Origin of the sequence: Massilia sp. WG5 (assembly GCF_001412595.2) — a bacterium.
GTDB lineage: Bacteria > Pseudomonadota > Gammaproteobacteria > Burkholderiales > Burkholderiaceae_D > Telluria.
The window spans coordinates 2,892,712-2,908,847 of the sequence record NZ_CP012640.2; the positions used below are offsets into that span (position 1 = coordinate 2,892,712).

General features: G+C 66.4%; 18 protein-coding genes. 12 read left to right on the top strand and 6 right to left on the bottom strand.

Annotation, left to right across the window (positions count from 1 at the left end; all coding sequences use genetic code 11):
* Window positions 1-9 precede the first annotated feature (9 nt).
* From AM586_RS12850 to AM586_RS12885, 8 genes are all read left to right on the top strand, one after another.
* Window positions 10-261, top strand: coding sequence for a hypothetical protein (locus AM586_RS12850; protein ID WP_060567127.1), 252 nt, complete (start codon window positions 10-12; stop codon window positions 259-261).
* A gap of 88 nt (window positions 262-349) precedes the next feature.
* A complete protein-coding gene (locus AM586_RS12855; RefSeq protein ID WP_060567130.1) occupies window positions 350-544 on the top strand; it encodes a hypothetical protein in 195 nt (64 codons plus the stop codon).
* 334 nt (window positions 545-878) lie between these two features.
* Complete coding sequence (locus tag AM586_RS12860) at window positions 879-1,157, top strand: hypothetical protein (RefSeq protein ID WP_060567131.1); 279 nt, start codon at window positions 879-881, stop codon at window positions 1,155-1,157.
* 55 nt (window positions 1,158-1,212) lie between these two features.
* The gene (locus AM586_RS12865) at window positions 1,213-1,488 is read left to right on the top strand and encodes a hypothetical protein (RefSeq protein ID WP_047825819.1); all 276 of its coding nucleotides are present in this window, start codon (window positions 1,213-1,215) and stop codon (window positions 1,486-1,488) included.
* A gap of 62 nt (window positions 1,489-1,550) precedes the next feature.
* Window positions 1,551-1,805 carry a hypothetical protein gene (locus AM586_RS12870; protein WP_047825818.1) on the top strand — a complete coding sequence of 85 codons (255 nt, stop codon included), beginning with the start codon at window positions 1,551-1,553 and terminating at the stop codon, window positions 1,803-1,805.
* Between the two features lie 19 nt (window positions 1,806-1,824).
* On the top strand, window positions 1,825-2,103 hold the full coding sequence (locus AM586_RS12875) for a hypothetical protein (RefSeq protein ID WP_047825817.1): 279 nt from the start codon (window positions 1,825-1,827) through the stop codon (window positions 2,101-2,103).
* 93 nt (window positions 2,104-2,196) lie between these two features.
* Window positions 2,197-2,487 (top strand): hypothetical protein, encoded by a 291-nt coding sequence (locus tag AM586_RS12880; RefSeq protein ID WP_047825816.1) that lies wholly within the window; start codon window positions 2,197-2,199, stop codon window positions 2,485-2,487.
* Window position 2,488: 1 nt separating this feature from the next.
* A complete protein-coding gene (locus AM586_RS12885) occupies window positions 2,489-3,250 on the top strand; it encodes a PP2C family serine/threonine-protein phosphatase (protein WP_047825815.1) in 762 nt (253 codons plus the stop codon).
* Between the two features lie 21 nt (window positions 3,251-3,271).
* On the opposite strand, the gene AM586_RS12890 is transcribed toward AM586_RS12885, so the two are convergent.
* The 3 genes from AM586_RS12890 to AM586_RS12900 all read right to left on the bottom strand — a co-directional run bounded on the left by AM586_RS12890 (window position 3,272) and on the right by AM586_RS12900 (window position 8,452).
* Complete coding sequence (locus AM586_RS12890; protein ID WP_047825814.1) at window positions 3,272-4,561, bottom strand: sigma-54-dependent Fis family transcriptional regulator; 1,290 nt, start codon at window positions 4,559-4,561, stop codon at window positions 3,272-3,274.
* On the bottom strand, window positions 4,558-7,626 hold the full coding sequence (locus AM586_RS12895) for a peptidase domain-containing ABC transporter (RefSeq protein ID WP_047825813.1): 3,069 nt from the start codon (window positions 7,624-7,626) through the stop codon (window positions 4,558-4,560). Before AM586_RS12895 ends, AM586_RS12890 begins: the two co-directional genes overlap by 4 nt.
* Window positions 7,627-7,690: 64 nt before the next feature.
* The gene (locus AM586_RS12900; RefSeq protein ID WP_047825812.1) at window positions 7,691-8,452 is read right to left on the bottom strand and encodes a peptidylprolyl isomerase; all 762 of its coding nucleotides are present in this window, start codon (window positions 8,450-8,452) and stop codon (window positions 7,691-7,693) included.
* A 174-nt stretch (window positions 8,453-8,626) separates the two neighbouring features.
* On the opposite strand from AM586_RS12900, the gene panB reads away from it, so the two are divergent.
* Both panB and thpR read left to right on the top strand, forming a co-directional pair.
* Window positions 8,627-9,508 (top strand): 3-methyl-2-oxobutanoate hydroxymethyltransferase, encoded by an 882-nt coding sequence (gene panB / locus AM586_RS12905; RefSeq protein ID WP_197416478.1) that lies wholly within the window; start codon window positions 8,627-8,629, stop codon window positions 9,506-9,508.
* A gap of 1 nt (window position 9,509) precedes the next feature.
* Complete coding sequence (gene thpR / locus AM586_RS12910; protein WP_047825811.1) at window positions 9,510-10,019, top strand: RNA 2',3'-cyclic phosphodiesterase; 510 nt, start codon at window positions 9,510-9,512, stop codon at window positions 10,017-10,019.
* A 41-nt stretch (window positions 10,020-10,060) separates the two neighbouring features.
* Here the strand turns inward: thpR and AM586_RS12915 are convergent, their stop codons facing one another.
* Window positions 10,061-11,242 carry an MFS transporter gene (locus tag AM586_RS12915; RefSeq protein ID WP_109370472.1) on the bottom strand — a complete coding sequence of 394 codons (1,182 nt, stop codon included), beginning with the start codon at window positions 11,240-11,242 and terminating at the stop codon, window positions 10,061-10,063.
* A gap of 13 nt (window positions 11,243-11,255) precedes the next feature.
* Complete coding sequence (locus AM586_RS12920) at window positions 11,256-12,605, bottom strand: glutamine synthetase family protein (RefSeq protein WP_047825858.1); 1,350 nt, start codon at window positions 12,603-12,605, stop codon at window positions 11,256-11,258.
* A gap of 173 nt (window positions 12,606-12,778) precedes the next feature.
* Here AM586_RS12920 and AM586_RS12925 point away from each other — a divergent pair, with 173 nt between their 5' ends.
* Window positions 12,779-13,843, top strand: a complete 1,065-nt coding sequence (locus tag AM586_RS12925) for a sensor histidine kinase (RefSeq protein WP_229411206.1) — start codon at window positions 12,779-12,781, stop codon at window positions 13,841-13,843.
* A 15-nt stretch (window positions 13,844-13,858) separates the two neighbouring features.
* Window positions 13,859-14,602, top strand: a complete 744-nt coding sequence (locus AM586_RS12930; protein ID WP_047825810.1) for a LytTR family DNA-binding domain-containing protein — start codon at window positions 13,859-13,861, stop codon at window positions 14,600-14,602.
* On the opposite strand, the gene AM586_RS12935 is transcribed toward AM586_RS12930, so the two are convergent.
* The gene (locus AM586_RS12935) at window positions 14,599-16,083 is read right to left on the bottom strand and encodes an aldehyde dehydrogenase (RefSeq protein ID WP_047825809.1); all 1,485 of its coding nucleotides are present in this window, start codon (window positions 16,081-16,083) and stop codon (window positions 14,599-14,601) included. The two genes, AM586_RS12930 and AM586_RS12935, sit on opposite strands and share 4 nt — an antisense overlap.
* Window positions 16,084-16,136 lie beyond the last annotated feature (53 nt).

Below are 16,136 nucleotides of genomic sequence, written 5' to 3' on the forward strand. Positions count from 1 at the left end.
GAGAGACCCATGTCATCCATCGTCATCCACGACCTGGCGCACAGCGCCGCAATCGACGACCGCGCCATGACGGCGGTCCGCGGCGGCTACGCCTTCGGCAAGGACGTCAACGTCAATGTGAACGTGAACCAGCAGCTTGCACAGTTCCAGCAGATTGGCGTGAATGTTCTCAACAACAACGGCGTGATCGGCGCCGGGTTCGTCGGCCCCAATATCGATGTGGCCGCCGCAATGAGGGGCGAAAACAAGGCAGTGTTCTGAAACCGCCCGCCCTCGCCTCATCCCACTGCCGGGCCTGGTCCCGGCAGTGGGCTTGCAGTCCGTTTACTTGCCATTCCGAGGAGGCACCATGGCTACCATCGTCATCAAGGATCTGTCCGAAAACACCGAGCTGGATCGCCAGGCAATGCTGGCAATCGCCGGCGGCGCGCGCCTGCGCACCGCCGGCCGCTTCGTCCGGCCGGCCCCGCCACGGGTCCGCCTGTTCGATCCTGCGCGGGTCGGCAGCGCCAGGCCCGATGCGAACAAGGCGCCGCCACGCTGAGCGTTCGCAGTCCCGATACCAAGCCGTCCGGTGCGCAGCCGGACGGCTTTTTCTTTGGCGCTGTCCGCCTCGCCCCAAGCGCCGTTCGCACGCTGTCGGTTCGCGACAAACAGTGCGTAAAACATGTTCGGTCCGGAGCACCACCGCAGCCCATGCCGCTTGTCTCGTTCTGCGCCCTCGCTGCTGAGTGAATCATAAAAAAATACCTTTGTTTTCAATGGCTTGCACAAATCTCGCAGCGCACTTGGAGGACCTGGCACGCATCCTGCTGATAGTCCATCGAGCGCAGATCAAATGCCTCAACCAACCAAACCGACCTTCAAGGAGATTCACCATGAAAACCCTGATCATCACCGACCTGGCCCACACCGACAAACTGGACCGCAGCGCCATGGCGGCCGTGCGCGGCGGCTTCAAATATGTCGCCCCGTCCTACTCGTTCGGCGACATTACCTACGCGCCGTCCTCGGACTCCTCGATCAACGCAGCGCAAAACCTGAGCCAGCTCCAGAACGTGATGACCGCCACCGCCAACGGCTCGGCCTTCGTCGACGGCGTGGACGTCCACAACAAGGTCTCGCAGAACGGCCAGAACACCATCGAGCGCCGCTGATCGCCCTCCCATCCGATTCCATTGATCCATCAATCCATCCTCGAGGAGCATTGCCATGAAAACCCTGACCATCAAAGACCTGGACCGCACCGAACAACTGGACCGCACTGCCATGGCGGCCGTGCGCGGCGGCTGGAGCATGTATGCGCCGTCGTTCAAGACCGGCGACCTGACTTACAAGCCGAGCTACGACTCGTCGATCAACGCCTTGCAGAACCTCGGCCAGGAACAGAACGTGATGACGGCCACCGCCAACGGCTCGGCCTTCCTGGACGGCGTCAGCGTGCACAGCAATGTGCACCAGAACGGCCAGAACAAGATCATCGGCTGACTTGCCGCTGCGCGGGACCGGCACCGCTCCCGCGCAGCACTTACCCACTCAAGGAGAACATCATGTCCAGCATTACCATCCGCGACCTGGCGCACAGCGCCGCCCTCGACAACCAGGCCATGACGGCCGTGCGGGGCGGCATGGCCGCCCTCGGCAAGGACATCAACGTCAACGTCAACGTCAACCAGCAGCTCGGCCAGTTCCAGCAGATCGGTGTGAACGTCCTCAACAACAATGGCGTGATCGGCGCCGGTTTCGTTGCTCCCGACGTCCAGCTCGCCGCTTCGCTCTGGGGTGCGAACCACGCCGTCCTTTGAGGCGCACGGGAGACCCACGATGAAAAGCCTCGCCATCGACGACCTCGCCCGCAGCGAGCACCTCGACCGCCCGACCATGTCCGCCGTGCGCGGCGGCTGGCGCGTGAATGCGCCGGGCTACGCGTTCGGGAACCTGAGCCATGGCGGCGTCGACAATGCATCGATCTCCGCGGTCCAGCACCTGGGCCAGCAGCAGAACGTCCTGACGGCAACGGCCAACGGGCCGGCCTTCGGCGGCGGCGCGCACGTCGACAGCAAGCTCCCCCAGCGCGGCGACAAGGGCATCGTCCGACCTTGAGCACCAACGCAGCAAGATCGGAAAACCGACAAATTTGGACTACACTGGGGAGACCGGCTTCCGGTCTCCCTTCTTCCAGTACGGAGAAGCAGCATGGCTACCATTACCGTCAACGATCTTTCCGCCGATACGGCATTGGACCGCAAGGCGATGTCGACCATCCGCGGCGGCGATGGCGCGCCCTGGGTCTTCGGCTGGATCCAACCGTATATCGACGCCTCTGCGCGCCAGGTGCCGGTAATCAATTTTTACCAGATCAATAATTTCGCCGACCAGATGATCAACCAGTACCAGACGGTCTCGGTCAACAATACGGGCGCGAACGCCACCCTGAACGTGAGCGTGGACGAAAGCAGCCTGAACAAGGCGCTGCACCAGCCCTGACATGAGCGGCAACCCCACCTTCCTCTGGACGTCCGCCGCGCAGACGGACGTGGGCCGGGTGCGCAGCCGCAACGAGGATGCCTACCTGGACCAGCCCCAACGCGGCCTGTGGGCCGTGGCGGATGGGATGGGCGGCCACGCCTTCGGCGACGTAGCGAGCCGGACCGTCGTCGATGCGCTCGACAACCTGCCTGCGTACGCCGACATCGGGCAGTGCATCGCCGGCGCGCGCGAGCGGATCGGGCAAGTCAACGCATCCCTGCGCGCCGAGGCACGCGTGCGGCAGGTGCCGGTAATGGGCAGCACGGTCGTCACCCTGCTCGCCTGCGGCGCGGAAGCCGCCTGCCTGTGGGCGGGAGACAGCCGCATCTACCTGTACCGCCAGGGCCGCCTGCAGCAGCTCACGCGCGATCACAGCCAGGCCGCGGCGCTGCGCGCCCGGGGCGCGGATGCCGCGGCGGCCGCGGTTGGCGCCAACATGATCACCCGGGCCGTGGGTGCAAGCGATACGCTGGAGGTCGACGTGACGACCCTGGCCACGCACGATGGCGACATCTTCCTGCTCTGCAGCGACGGCCTCAGCACCCCCGTGCCCGAGCAGGCGATCCGCGAAACGCTGGCCTGCGGCGATTGCACCCATGCGGCGCAGGCCCTGGTCGGGCTGGCGCTGGCCAATGGCGGCAGCGACAACGTCACGGTGGTCGTCGTGCGCGCCTGCGACATGTCCGCCGACAAAACCCTGATGAATCCCGCGCTGGAGTGAGGCGAGTGTCCCTCAGTGCGCTCAATGCGTCTTGCGGAAGTCCTTCGAGTGCAGGCCGTGCTTCTTCAGCAGGATCTGCAGGTGCGAGCGGTTCATGTCCCAGCGCCGCGCCAGCTCCGCCACCGTGCCGCCGACTTCCTGCAAGCCCCGCTCCAGGCAATGGCGCTCCGCCTCGTCGCTGGCAGCCCGCTTGGCTTCGGCCAGCGAAACGCCGGCTGCCTCGCCCGCGTTGAGGGCCAGGCCAGCGCCCACCCCGGCCGCCGGCGGCCGGATATCTTCCGGCAAATGGGCCAGATCGGCCGTCTCGCCGGCCAGGCAGGCGAGGCGGTACATGATGTTGCGCAGCTCGCGGATATTGCCTGGATAGCCGTAGCGCAGCAGGAAATCGCGCAGGCGCGCCGTCAGGGCCACCGGGCGCCGCTTCAAGGCCTCCGCCGCTTCGTCGCCGTAGTAGGCGAGCAGCAGCGGGATCTCATCCTTGCGCTCGCGCAGCGGCGGCAGGGTCAGGTGGATCACGCTAAGGCGGTAGAACAGATCTTCCCGGAAGCTGCCCTGCTCGATCAGCTTGCGCAGGTTCTTGTTGGTCGCGGCGACGATGCGGGCGTCGACGGAAATCGTCTCGTCCGAGCCGACGCGCTGGATCTCGTGCGACTGCAGCACGCGCAGCAGCTTGACCTGGCCGGGCAAGGGCAGCTCGCCGATTTCGTCGAGGAAGATGGTGCCCTTGTGCGCACTCTCGAACTTGCCTTTCCTGTCGTTGGCGGCGCCCGTGAACGCCCCCTTCTTGTGGCCGAACAGTTCGGACTCGAGCAGGCTGTCGGGAATCGCGCCGCAGTTGACGGAAACATAGGGCTTGTCGGCCCGCGTGCCGTTGGCGTGGATCACCTTGGCCATCAATTCCTTGCCGGTGCCGCTTTCGCCGTCGACCAGCACGGGCAAGTCGGTGGGGGCGGCTTTCTCCGCGATCTCGAGGGCGTCGAGCAGTTTGGGGTTGTCGCCGAAGGTGCCTTCGAACACGAAGCTGCGCGCCAGCAGGGCGCGACGCCGTTCGCCGGCCGGCGGCTCCGCGACCGGTTCATCCGTGGTCCGACGTTCGGCGTCCACGCTGACGGCCTGCACGAAGCGTTCCTTGTGCGACAGCTGCATGACTTCGTCGCGCAGCGTATTCGCCTGGCGCAGCAGTTTTTCGATGTCGGGCCGTTCGAGCCGGGCCGTCCAGCGCAGGGTCGAGCGCATGATCTCGATCTTTTCCAGCAAGGCCGCATACGACATCGCCGATCCGCGCTCGCCGCCGGGATTGAACAGTTTCATGCCATCTCCGTGCCCAGCTGCTTCTGGACCAGTTCGTAGTACATGCCGCGCCGCGCCAGCAATTCGTCGTGACGCCCCTGCTCGACGATCTTGCCCTCGTACAGCACGACGATCTTGTCGGCCCGCATGATCGTACTGAGGCGGTGGGCGATGATGACGGCGGTGCGTCCCGCCAGGATCGCTTCCATGTTCGCCATGATGTTGCTCTCGGACTGGGTATCGAGCGCCGAGGTCGCCTCATCGAACACCAACAGGCGCGGATCGTGGTACAGGGCGCGCGCAATGCACAGGCGCTGCACCTGGCCGCCGGACAGGCCCACGCCCCGCTCCCCCACCACCTGCTCGTAGCCGAGCGGCAGCTTGCTGATGAAGGCATGGGCATCGGCCATCTTCGCCACCTCCTCGACGCGGCGGCGGTCCGGGCTGTCGTCGCCGCTGGCGATATTCTCGGCGATGGTGCCGGAAAACAGCAGGTTGCTCTGCATGACATATCCCACCTGGGCCCGGTAGTAATTCCGGTCGATGACGCTCATGTCGTAGCCGTCGACGATAATCTTGCCCTCGCTGGGCGGGTAGAAACCCACCAGCAGTTTTGCCAGCGTCGTCTTGCCCGAGCCGCTGCGCCCGACGATGGCCACGAGCTGGCCCGGCTTGATATCGATGTCGATATCCTCGAGCACGTAGGGCGTATCCTCGCCGCCGTAGCGGAAATACATGTGCTCGAGCCTGAGCTCGCCCTGCAGGTCCGGCAGCACGACGCGGGCCGCGACGTCGCTGGGTTTCTGCTCCGGCTCGACATCCAGCACGTCGCCGAGGCGCTCCATCGCGACGGTGGCGTCGCCCATCCGGCTCCACAGGCCGACCAGCCCCATCAGCGGTCCTAGTACGCTGCCCATCAGGGCATTGAACGCCATCAGCTGCCCAATGGTCAGCTCGCGCTCCAGCACCAGGCTGGCGCCGGCCCACAGGATCACGATGGTGGTCGCTGAATTCAGCACCTGGCTGCCGAGGCCGACGAGGATGCTGAACGACTGCGCGCGGTATTGCGTCTCGAGCGACTTCACGTATTTCTTTTCCCACTTCAGGCGCACGGGCCGCTCGCTGCCCATCCCCTTGATGGTCTCGATGCCTCCCAGTGCTTCCATCAGGAAGGATTGCGCATCGGTCGAGGCGGAGAACACCTCGCGCGCGTACGCCTTGATGCGGGGCGTCGCCAGCACCGTCAGCGCGACGATCGGGATGACGAAGCCGATCAGCAGCAGGGTCAGCTTCACGTTGTAGAAGAACAGCAGGGTGAAGTACATGAACACCATCAGCAGGTTCAGCAGTGTGGTCACGGTCGATTCGGTGAGGAAGGCGCGGATCGTCTGGTTTTCCGAAAAGCGCGCGAGGATGTCGCCGGTCTTGCGCTTGGCAAAGAAGGAATACGGCAAGGACATCGTGTGCTTGAAGAACTGCGCCATCATCGAAAAATCGAGGTTGCGCACCATGTAGTTGGACAGGTAGGCGCGCAGGGTCGACATGATCTGGGTAAACACGGTAGAGATGACGAAGCCCAGGATCAGCAGGTGCAGCAGGCCGACGTTCTGGTGCACCAGCACACCGTCGAGGATGTTCTGGATGATGAGCGGCGGTACGATCCCCAGCATCTGGATCACGAAGGTGGCGAGAAACAGATGCAGCAGGATCTTCCTGTATGGCCGCAGGTAGCCGACGAAGCGCAGCCATGGCGAGCGGGCCGCCGTCAGCTGCTGCAGCTGCTCGCCCGGCGTGAACACGAGGCAGGTGCCGCTCCAGCCGCGCTCGAACTCTTCCACGCTCAGCTTCTTGAAGCCGACCGCCGGGTCGGCCACCCATACCTGGCCGGGCGAGACGCCGTACACGACCACGTAGTGATAGCCTTCCCAGTGCACGATGAACGGCAGTTCGAAGCCGAGCAGCGCGTCGTAGGTGCATTGCACGCCGCGCGTGCCGAAGCCCAGGGCCTCGCCGGCGCGCGCGAGGCTGTCCAGGGTGGCGCCTTGCGTCGTCACGTTCGCCAGCTCCCGCAGCTTCCCGAGCGTCATGTTGATGCCGTAATGGCGGCACAGCATCGCGAGACAGGCCGCACCGCAATCCATTTCCTCGGCCTGCTCGACCCAGGCGAAGCGCTTGATGAGGTTTTCGCCGTGTTCCGGATGGGAAGCCAGGTCGAGCACGACGGGGCGCTTGCGCCGCTCCGCCAGCTTTTTCTGGCGGTGCAGTTCGCGCTCGAAAAAGCGGATGCGGTCCTCGACGGCTTCCCGAAACTTGGCATTGCGCTCCAGGATGAAATGCGCGGACTTTTCCGGAATCACCAGCACGGTGGCATCCGTGACGGCCACCACCGTGGCGGGCTGTTCCTGGCGCATCAGGGAGGCGCGCTCGCCGAAGATCTCGCCCGGCCCCAGCGTGGCGACCACGAATTCGTCGGTACTGTCGTGGACCACGACCCGCACTTTGCCCTGGCGGACGACGTACAGGCGGCGATCGTCGCGCGAGCCCTGCTTCAGGATTTCCTTGCCGGCGCCCACGCGCTTGACGCCGACGCTGCGCACGAAATCGTCCAGTTCCGGCTTGCTGACCTTGCCGCGCAGGTCGAACAGGCGCGCAACCAAACCGCCGGCCGCGCTGACCGCCACGTAGTTGTTGATGAAGTCGAGGGCGGCGGGATTGCGGGCGACCACCGGTTCGATCGCCGTGCGCGGGATGAACCAGACTTCCGTCTTCAGCGCAGCGCGCGCCGACAACTCGTGCCGGTAGCTGCGCAGCATGGCGATCTCGGCGAATACCTCGCCCGTCTTGCGCACGCCCATGCTGGTTTCCTTGCCGTGCTCCTCGCTGAACACGCGCACGGAGCCGGTGCGGATGACGTACAGCCCGTCGGCGGCGTCGCCGGCGCTGCAGATGGTGTCGCCGAAGGCATACGCGCGCGTCTCGATCGCGGCGGCGAGCTGCTCCAGCTCCTCCGCGGTGAACACGGACAGGATTTCGACGGCCGCCAGGAATTCAGCGGGGGATTGCTGTTGTTGCGCCACTGAGTCCATGTCGGTGCCCCGCGAACCCGTCCGTCACGTTGCGGCCAGACAGCCGCGTCCCGCCTCCGCCTTCTCAGCGCGCGGGACAGGCCTCGATGATGTGTTCCTGCGCCCGCGCCGCCAGCCATTCCTCGCGCAGAAGCCGGCGTACCTCCACCGTCGTGTCCTCGTCCAGCGTTGCCGGATGCCTGGCGTTGACCATGTAGATTTCGAACAGCGTCCGGTCGGCCGTGGGAAACGGCCCGAGCAAATCGCCGGCCGCGGCGCTGAACACGCGCGCCTCGATGTCGGGTTTCAACGAACCGCGCAGCACTCTGCCGATCACCCCGCCATTCTCGCGCGCCTCGCCCACCGAATGCTCGCTTACCATCTCGGCAAAGCTGTCCGGATCGTCGGTCAATGCGGACAGCATTTCCTTGGCCTTGCCTTCGGAATCGAGCACGATATGGCTGATCTCGACGCTGTCGAACTTCGGCGAATTGAGTTTGAAATAGTGCTCGACGGCTTGCTGGCTGCACACCTTTTCCATCATCTTTTCCTGGAGCAGGCCGTCGACGATGAAATCCTCGAACTCGTCGAGGCTGACGCCCAGTACGTCGAGGTAGTGGTTCATGTCGGTCGCCCGGTGCAGTCCCAGGATGCGCCGGAACTGGTCGGCACGCTCCTGCACCGCTTCCGGCGCGGGCTGCAGCCCCTGCTTCCTGGCCGCCAGCACGGTCAGCCTGTCGCGCACCATCTGCTCGACGAGCCCTTCGAACTGCCCGCTCAGCTTGAGTGTCCGGATGAAGTCTTCGGTATCGATGACGGTATCGTCGATGCGCACAATCCCGGCCATGGTCTCTCCCTCGTCGATACCTTCATCCTATCCGTTGTAGCAGGCCGACGGGTAAAGTCAATGTCGGCGGGACCGCCATGGCCAGCAGCCCTCCGGGCAGGAATTCTGTCTTGGCATTACACTACGCCGTCGGTATCATCCCGACAGCTTTTTTATGAATTGCAAAGGAAAAACATGAGCGGATATTTGCAGGGCAAGGACATGGCGGCGCCGGGCGCGGACCAGGCTGCGCAGGCGCCGGTGGCCGCACCGGCCAAACCGGTGCCGATGGCCGTGACCATCCCGTCGCTGCGCGCGATGCGCGCGGCCGGCCAGAAGATTGCCATGCTCACCTGCTACGACGCCAGCTTTGCCGCGCTGATGGACCGCTGCGGCGTCGAGATCCTGCTGATCGGCGACTCGCTGGGCATGGTCTGCGCCGGCTACGACTCGACCCTGCCGGTGACGGTGGCCGATGTCGCCTACCACACCGCCTCCGTGGTGCGCGGCCGCAAGAACGCGCTGGTACTGGCCGACCTGCCCTTCGGCAGCTACGGCACCAGGGAACAGGCCTACGACAGCTGCGCCACCCTGATGCGCGCCGGCGCCCAGATGGTCAAGATCGAAGGCGGCGCCTGGCTGGCCGAGACCGTACGCTTCCTGGTCGAGCGCGGCATCCCGGTATGCGCCCACATCGGCCTGACCCCGCAATTCGTGCACCAGCTGGGCGGCTACAAGGTGCAGGGCAAGACCAGCGAAGGCGCCGACCAGCTCAAGCGCGACGCCCAGGCCCTGCAGGACGCCGGCGCGGCCATCGTGCTGCTCGAAGCGGTGCCGGCGGCGCTGGGCAAGGAAGTGACCGAAATGCTGCAGGTGCCGACCATCGGCATCGGCGCCGGTCCCGACTGCTCGGGCCAGGTGCTGGTGATGCACGACCTGCTGGGCGTCTTCCCGGGCCGCAAGGCGCGCTTCGTGAAGAACTTCATGGACGGGCAGACCAGCATCGACGCCGCCGTGCAGGCCTATGTGGCGGCGGTCAAGGACGGCAGCTTCCCGGCGCCGGAACACTGCTTCTGACATGGCCGGCGCCACCCGCCTGTTCCTCGCGCTCTGGCCGGACCCTGCCGTGCGCGAGCAGTTGCGCGAGTGGCGTGAGCTGTGGGCCTGGCCGCGCGGCGCCACGCCCGTCCACACCGATAAACTGCACCTGACGCTGCACTTCCTCGGCAACCAGCCGAGCGACAGCCTGCCGGCGCTGCTCGACGGCCTGGCGGTGCCCATGTCGCCGTTCCGGCTGCAGCTGGGCGTTGCGGAGCTGTGGCATAAGGGGATCGCGGTGCTGTCGCCGTCGTCGGTCCCCCAGGAGCTGCTGGACCTGCATGCGGCGCTGGCAAGGGCCCTGACCGGCGTCGGCCTGCCGCTGGAGCCGCGCGCCTACCGGCCGCACGTGACCATGGCGCGGCGGGCGACGGGCGCCGCGGTCCCGCCGCAGGGGCCGGCGATCGACTGGTTGGCCGACCATTACGCGCTGGTGGAATCGAAGACCGGGGATGGCAGCGGCTATACCGTGCTGCGCGAATACCGATAATGGCTGCGTGGGCTCGGGGAGCCCACCCTGCGGTCGTGCCGCTACCGTTTTACTGCCCGCGCATTCGCGGCGATCACGATTCCCGCCAGGGAAAGCATCCCCAGCGCGACCGCGATATTCGTGTGCGCGGCAAGCGAACCGATCAGCGGCGGCGCCAGCAGCAGTCCGGCATAGCCCAGCGTGGCGACAGTCGCCAGTCCGCCGCCGGCCGACATGCCGGGCGTGCGCGCGGCGGCCGAGAACAGCAGCGGCACCACGTTCGCGGCGCCCAGCCCGATCAGCGCCAGGCCGCAGGCCGACAGCAGGGCCCGGGTACTGAGCACGGCCAGCAGCAGGCCGCAGAACATGCCGAGGCCGCCGATCACCATCACCCGCACCGCCCCGAAGCGCAGCACCAGGCGGTCGCCCGCGAAGCGGCAGGCCGCCATCGCGATCGAGAACGCCGAATAGCCGAGGGCCGCCGATGCCGGTTCGGCCCTGGCGCGCTCGGTCAGCAGCAGCGCGCTCCAGTCGACCAGCGCGCCCTCGACCGCGAAGCACAGCAGGGCGAGCAGGCCGAGGAACAGCGCCGGCCCGCGCGGCAGGGCGAAGTGGCTTTCGTGCTTCGATGGCGCCGTCCGCAGCACGAAGGGCGTACACAGCGCGGCGCCGGCGCCGATCGCCACGGCCGCCATCAGCGCGCCGCGGCCATCGCCGAGACCGGCGCCGATCAGGACGCCGCCCAGGGCCGCGCCCAGCAGCCCGCCCAGGCTGTAAAAGCCGTGGAAGGAAGACATGGTCGGGATGCCGCGCGCCGTCTCGACCTCGCTGGCGTTGGCGTTCATCGAGACGTCCATCACGCCGTTGCTGGCGCCGAAGGCATAGGCGGCCAGGAACAGCGGCGCCAGGCCCGCCACGTTCATCAGCAGCGCGGCGGTGAGGGCCAGCAGCCAGGCCGCGCCCAGCACCACCGGACGCGTGCCCCAGCGCCCCGCCATCCAGCCGGACAAGGGCATGGCGGAGAGCGCGCCGCCGGCGATCGTCAGCAGCAGCAGGCCCAGGGTGCCGGTATCGATGCCGGCGCGCGCCTGCACGACCGGCACGTGCGCGGCCCACAGGCCGATCGCGCTGCCGTTCAGCAGGAACAGGGCGGAGATGGCCCAGCGCGCCGCCGCGCTTCCATTGGCGATCGCGGCGGTGGCGGTGGCGGTGGTGCTGGGAGTGAGGTGGTCGGCGGATTTCATCCGCTGGATTATTTCACACCAGCAGCATCAAGTGTTCCCGCTCCCAGGAACTGATCACCCGCGAGAAGGTCGCGAACTCCAGCTCCTTCACCTCGCAGAAGGCTTCCACGAACAGCGGCCCCAGCATGGCGCTGAGCGCCGGGCAGCCGCGCAGCTGCTGGATCGCATCTTCGAGGTTGCGCGGCAGTTCGCCGTGGATGTGCTCGGCGCTGTCCACGGTCGGCGCGGCCGGCTGCAGGCCGCCGGTCATGCCGAGCCAGCCGCAGGCCAGGGTCGCCGCCATCGCCAGGTAGGGATTCACGTCGACGCCCGGCACGCGGTTCTCGACCCGGCGGTTGAGCGGCGTGGAATTCGGCACGCGGATGCCGCAGGTGCGGTTGTCGTAGCCCCAGTGCACGTTCATCGGCGCCGACTGGAAGCGCGACAGGCGCCGGTAGGAATTGACATGGGGCGCGAACAATAAGGTGCTTGGAGGCACGTATTTTTCCAGTCCGCCGATGAATTGACGGAACAGCGTGCTTTCGCTGCCATCCTCGTTCGAAAAGATGTTCCGGCCGGTAGCAAGCTCGACCACGCTCTGGTGCACGTGCATGGCGCTGCCCGGCTCGGTTTCCATCGGCTTGGCCATGAAGGTGGCGAAGATGCCGTGCCGCAGCGCCGTCTCGCGCACCGCGCGCTTGAACAGGAACACGCGGTCGGCCAGCTCGAGCGCGTCGCCATGCGTAAAATTGATCTCCATCTGGCCGGCGCCGGCTTCGTGGATCAGGGTTTCGACGCCCAGCTCGTGCTGCTTGCAGAAGGCGGACAGTTCCAGGAAGAAGGGATCGAAGTCGTTGACGGCGTCGATCGAATACGACTGCCGTCCCTGCTCCGTGAAGCCGCTGCGCCCGGTCGGCGGACTCAGGGGTTCGTGCGGATTGGTGTTGCGCGCCACCAGGTAGAACTCCATCTCGGGCGCCACCACCGGTTGCCAGCCGCGCTCGCGGTATTTGTCCAGCACGCGCCGCAGCACCGAACGCGGCGCCAGTTCGACCAGGCTGCCGTCGAAGTTCCGGCAATCGTGGATCACGCAGGCGACCCGCTCGGTAGCCCAGGGCACGACCCGCATGGTGGCCGGATCGGGCACGCAGACCATGTCCGGATCGATCGAGCCGACATAGGGCGTGTTGTTCGGCTGCTCGCCGTGGACGGTGTTCAGCAGCACGCTCTTGGGCAGGCGCATGTGCTCGCCGGACAGGAACAGGTCTTTCGGGAGGATCTTGCCGCGGGCGATGCCGGTCATGTCCGCGATGACGCACTCCACCTCGTGGATATTGTGGTCACGCAGAAAGTCCCGCATCGAACCGCCGCCCGCCTCGCTCATCATCGGTCCTGCCTTGCTTCGATGCGGATGAATATAGCACCGGCCTGCCGGCTGCCGCGCGCCGCTGCCGCTGTTACTTCCGCCCGCGTCACGATCCTGCGATTCGTTGCAAGGAATCCGCAGTTGGCGTCATCGCCGCCCCCTCGTCCGCATTCTGCGCCATACTTTCTGTTATGGAACACACCACCCAGCACGACATCCCGACCGCCCGCATGTGGCGCCTGTACGCCATCGGCTGGATCGTCTATCTGTGCATCCTGTTCTTTGCGGTGCAGGTGGACGACTTGCGTCATGGTCATTTCAACTGGCGTAACAGCGGCGACATCCTCTGGAGTTGGCCGCAAGCCTTCGTCCTGGCCCTGGTCTGGCCGCTGAGCGGCTGGATCGAGCGCAGGCGCCTGGCCGTGCCGCTGCTGTTCCTGGTCCACCTGCTCAGCGCTGCCATCTACGGCATCGGCTCCTACTGGCTGCTGTCGACGATGCTCGACACCGCGCGACCCCTGTCCTGGTATATCTGGCCGGTGCTGTACAGCATGATGACCTATGTCGTGATCGCCGCGATCTTCCAGACGGTCCGCATGGGTCACGCGCGACAGCGCCAGGCCATCGCCATCCAGCAGGCCCATACCCTGCTGGTGGCGTCCGAGCTGAACGCGCTGCGCAACAAGCTGAATCCGCACTTCCTGTTCAACACCCTGCATTCCATCATCGCACTGACCCGCAGGAACCCGGAGGCCGCGGAGACCGCGCTCTTCCAGTTCTCCGACATGCTGCGCTACGTGCTCGACACGGAAAAGAGCGGCAGCGACCGCGTGACGCTGGAGGACGAGCTGCGCTTCGTGCGCGACTACCTCGAACTGGAGAGCCTGCGCCTGGGCCCGCGCCTGAAGATCGAATGGGAAATCGACGCCGACGCCGCCGGCCTGCCGCTGCCGGCGCTGTCGCTGCAGCCGCTGGTCGAGAACAGCATCAAGCATGCGTTCAATCCGCACAGCCGGCCGGGCCTGCTGCGCATCCGCACCCGCGTCGACGAGGCGGCCCGGCTTCTCACCATGAGCGTGGGCGACGATGGCCCCGGCGCCGACCTCGCCGCCGTCAGGCAGTCGAACGGCCTGGGTATCCGCACCGTCGAACGGCGCCTGCAGCTCGAGTACGGCCCGGCCGGTGCGCTGCGGATCGAGACCGCACCCGGATCCGGCTTCATGGTGACGATGTCGATCCCCCTCGAAGCGGCCTGACCGAAGGAGACTTGATTGGACACGAAAACCGTATTCATTGCCGAGGACGAGCCGCTGGCCCGCGAGGTCCTGCGCGACGCCATCTACGCGCACCAGGGGCTGCGCCTGGTCGGCGAGGCCGGCGACGGCGCCACGGCGCTCGAACAGATCGACCGGATCCGTCCCGACGTCGTCTTCATGGACATCCAGATGCCGGAGATGACCGGACTGGAAGTGCTGCGCCGCCTGCGCTGCACGCCCGACATCGTGTTCACCACCGCCTACGACCAGTACGCGGTGACGGCCTTCGAACTGAACGCGATCGATTATTTGCTCAAGCCGTTCACCCGCGCCCGCTTCGACGCCGCCGTGGCGCGCCTGCTGGAGTCGCCCGCGCCGCCGCGCGCGATCGTCGACGCGGCCCTGGCGCAGGCGGTCCAGCGTGCGCCGGGCCGGCTGGAGCGCATCCTGGTGCGCGACCGCGGCCGCATCTTCCCGCTGTCGCTGAACGAGATCGAATACCTGAAGGCCGATTCCAAGTACACGGCGATCGCCGCGCGCGGCCAGACCTTCCTGGTCCGCATCGGCATCTCCGAACTCGAAGTCCAGCTCGACCCGGCCCGCTTCATCCGCGTGCACCGCTCGGCGCTGGTAAACCTGGACTTCGTCGATTCGATGCGGGCGGACGAGCAGTCGCAGCTGGTGATCCAGATGCGCGACGGGACGGTGCTGACGGCGAGCAGGGAGGCCTCGAAGGTGCTGCGCGAGATGGCCATCTAGACCCGGATCCAGGTCGTCTTCAACTCCGTGTACTTGTCGAACGCGTGCAGCGACTTGTCGCGCCCGTTGCCCGACTGTTTATAACCGCCGAAGGGCACGGTGATGTCGTCGTTGTCGTACTGGTTCACGTGTACGGTGCCGGCGCGCAGCTTGCGCGCCGTGCGGATCGCCTTGCTCATGTCCGCCGTCCACACCGCCGCCGCCAGGCCGTAGGATGTGCTGTTGGCCTGGCGTACCGCTTCGTCGAGGTCGGTGAAGGACAGCACCGACAGCACCGGCCCGAAGATCTCTTCGCGCGCGATGCGCATCGTGTGGTCGACGCCGTCGAACAGGGTCGGCTCGATGTACAGGCCGCCGGTTTCCGCGCGGGTGGCGGCCCCGCCCGCGAGCAGGCGCGCGCCCGAGGCCTTGCCGTCCTCGATATAGCCGAGCACGGTCTTCATCTGGGCCGCATCGACGATGGCGCCCATCACGGTCTCCGGGTCGAGCGGATCGCCCGGCGCGTACTTCGGCATCAGGGCCATGGCCTTGTCGAGGAAGGCTTCGCGGATCGGTTCTTCGACGAACAGGCGCGAGGGCGCGTTGCAGCTCTCCCCCTGGTTGAAGTAGATCGCGCCGATCGCACCAAGCACCGCGGCGTCCAGGTCGGGGCAGTCGGCGCACACGATGTTGGCCGACTTGCCGCCCAGCTCCGTCCAGGCGCGCTTCAGGTTCGACTGCCCCGCCATCTGCAGGATCTGCCTGCCGACGCGCGTCGATCCCGTGAAGGCGATGCAGTCGACGTCCATGTGCAGGCCGAGCGCCTTGCCCGCTTCGTCGCCGAAACCGGGCAGGACGTTGAACACGCCTTCCGGCACGCCGGCTTCGAGCGCCAGTTCGGCCAGGCGCAAGGAGGTGAGCGGCGCTTTTTCCGACGGTTTCAGGACCAGGCTGTTGCCGGCGGCCAGGGCCGGGCCGATCTTCCAGGCCGCCATCAGCATCGGGTAGTTCCAGGGGATGATGGCCGCCACCACGCCGACCGGCTCGCGCTGAATCAGGGCCAGGCTGTCCTGCGCGGTCGGCGCGACCTGGTCGTAGATCTTGTCGATCGCCTCGCCGTACCAGCGGATGCAGTTCTGGGCCAGCGGCACGTCCACGCTGCGGCTGTAGCGGATCGGCTTGCCCATGTCGAGGGTTTCCAGCAGCGCCAGCTCGTCCTTGTGCGCCAGCATCAGGTCAGCGAAGCGGATCAATACGCGCTTGCGCTCGGCGGGCGCCTTGCCGGACCAGCGGCCGTCCTCGAAGGCGGCGCGGGCGCCGGCGACGGCAGCATCGACGTCTTCGGCGCCGCAGCGCGCGACTTCGCCGAGCTTGCGTCCGTCGATCGGTGAGATACAGTCGAAACGGGCGCCGGCGATGGCGTCGATACGCTTGCCGCCAATGAGCGCGCGGCCATCGATCCGCACCGTTTTGGAACGTTCATGCCATGAGTTCGACGTCATCTTGTCTCCTTCTGGATGCATTGCTGTTGTCTGGTCGATACTAGCAAACAAAA

Bases quoted from the DNA above. Each gene is read 5' to 3' on its own strand.
- AM586_RS12890 (WP_047825814.1), bottom strand. From the start codon at position 4,561: ATGAAACTGTTCAATCCCGGCGGCGAGCGCGGATCGGCGATGTCGTAT.
- AM586_RS12925 (WP_229411206.1), top strand. From the start codon at position 12,779: ATGGAACACACCACCCAGCACGACATCCCGACCGCCCGCATGTGGCGC.
- panB (WP_197416478.1), top strand. From the start codon at position 8,627: ATGAGCGGATATTTGCAGGGCAAGGACATGGCGGCGCCGGGCGCGGAC.
- AM586_RS12865 (WP_047825819.1), top strand. From the start codon at position 1,213: ATGAAAACCCTGACCATCAAAGACCTGGACCGCACCGAACAACTGGAC.
- AM586_RS12850 (WP_060567127.1), top strand. From the start codon at position 10: ATGTCATCCATCGTCATCCACGACCTGGCGCACAGCGCCGCAATCGAC.
- AM586_RS12915 (WP_109370472.1), bottom strand. From the start codon at position 11,242: ATGAAATCCGCCGACCACCTCACTCCCAGCACCACCGCCACCGCCACC.
- AM586_RS12855 (WP_060567130.1), top strand. From the start codon at position 350: ATGGCTACCATCGTCATCAAGGATCTGTCCGAAAACACCGAGCTGGAT.
- AM586_RS12870 (WP_047825818.1), top strand. From the start codon at position 1,551: ATGTCCAGCATTACCATCCGCGACCTGGCGCACAGCGCCGCCCTCGAC.
- AM586_RS12900 (WP_047825812.1), bottom strand. From the start codon at position 8,452: ATGGCCGGGATTGTGCGCATCGACGATACCGTCATCGATACCGAAGAC.
- thpR (WP_047825811.1), top strand. From the start codon at position 9,510: ATGGCCGGCGCCACCCGCCTGTTCCTCGCGCTCTGGCCGGACCCTGCC.
- AM586_RS12920 (WP_047825858.1), bottom strand. From the start codon at position 12,605: ATGAGCGAGGCGGGCGGCGGTTCGATGCGGGACTTTCTGCGTGACCAC.
- AM586_RS12885 (WP_047825815.1), top strand. From the start codon at position 2,489: ATGAGCGGCAACCCCACCTTCCTCTGGACGTCCGCCGCGCAGACGGAC.
- AM586_RS12895 (WP_047825813.1), bottom strand. From the start codon at position 7,626: ATGGACTCAGTGGCGCAACAACAGCAATCCCCCGCTGAATTCCTGGCG.
- AM586_RS12935 (WP_047825809.1), bottom strand. From the start codon at position 16,083: ATGACGTCGAACTCATGGCATGAACGTTCCAAAACGGTGCGGATCGAT.
- AM586_RS12880 (WP_047825816.1), top strand. From the start codon at position 2,197: ATGGCTACCATTACCGTCAACGATCTTTCCGCCGATACGGCATTGGAC.
- AM586_RS12860 (WP_060567131.1), top strand. From the start codon at position 879: ATGAAAACCCTGATCATCACCGACCTGGCCCACACCGACAAACTGGAC.
- AM586_RS12875 (WP_047825817.1), top strand. From the start codon at position 1,825: ATGAAAAGCCTCGCCATCGACGACCTCGCCCGCAGCGAGCACCTCGAC.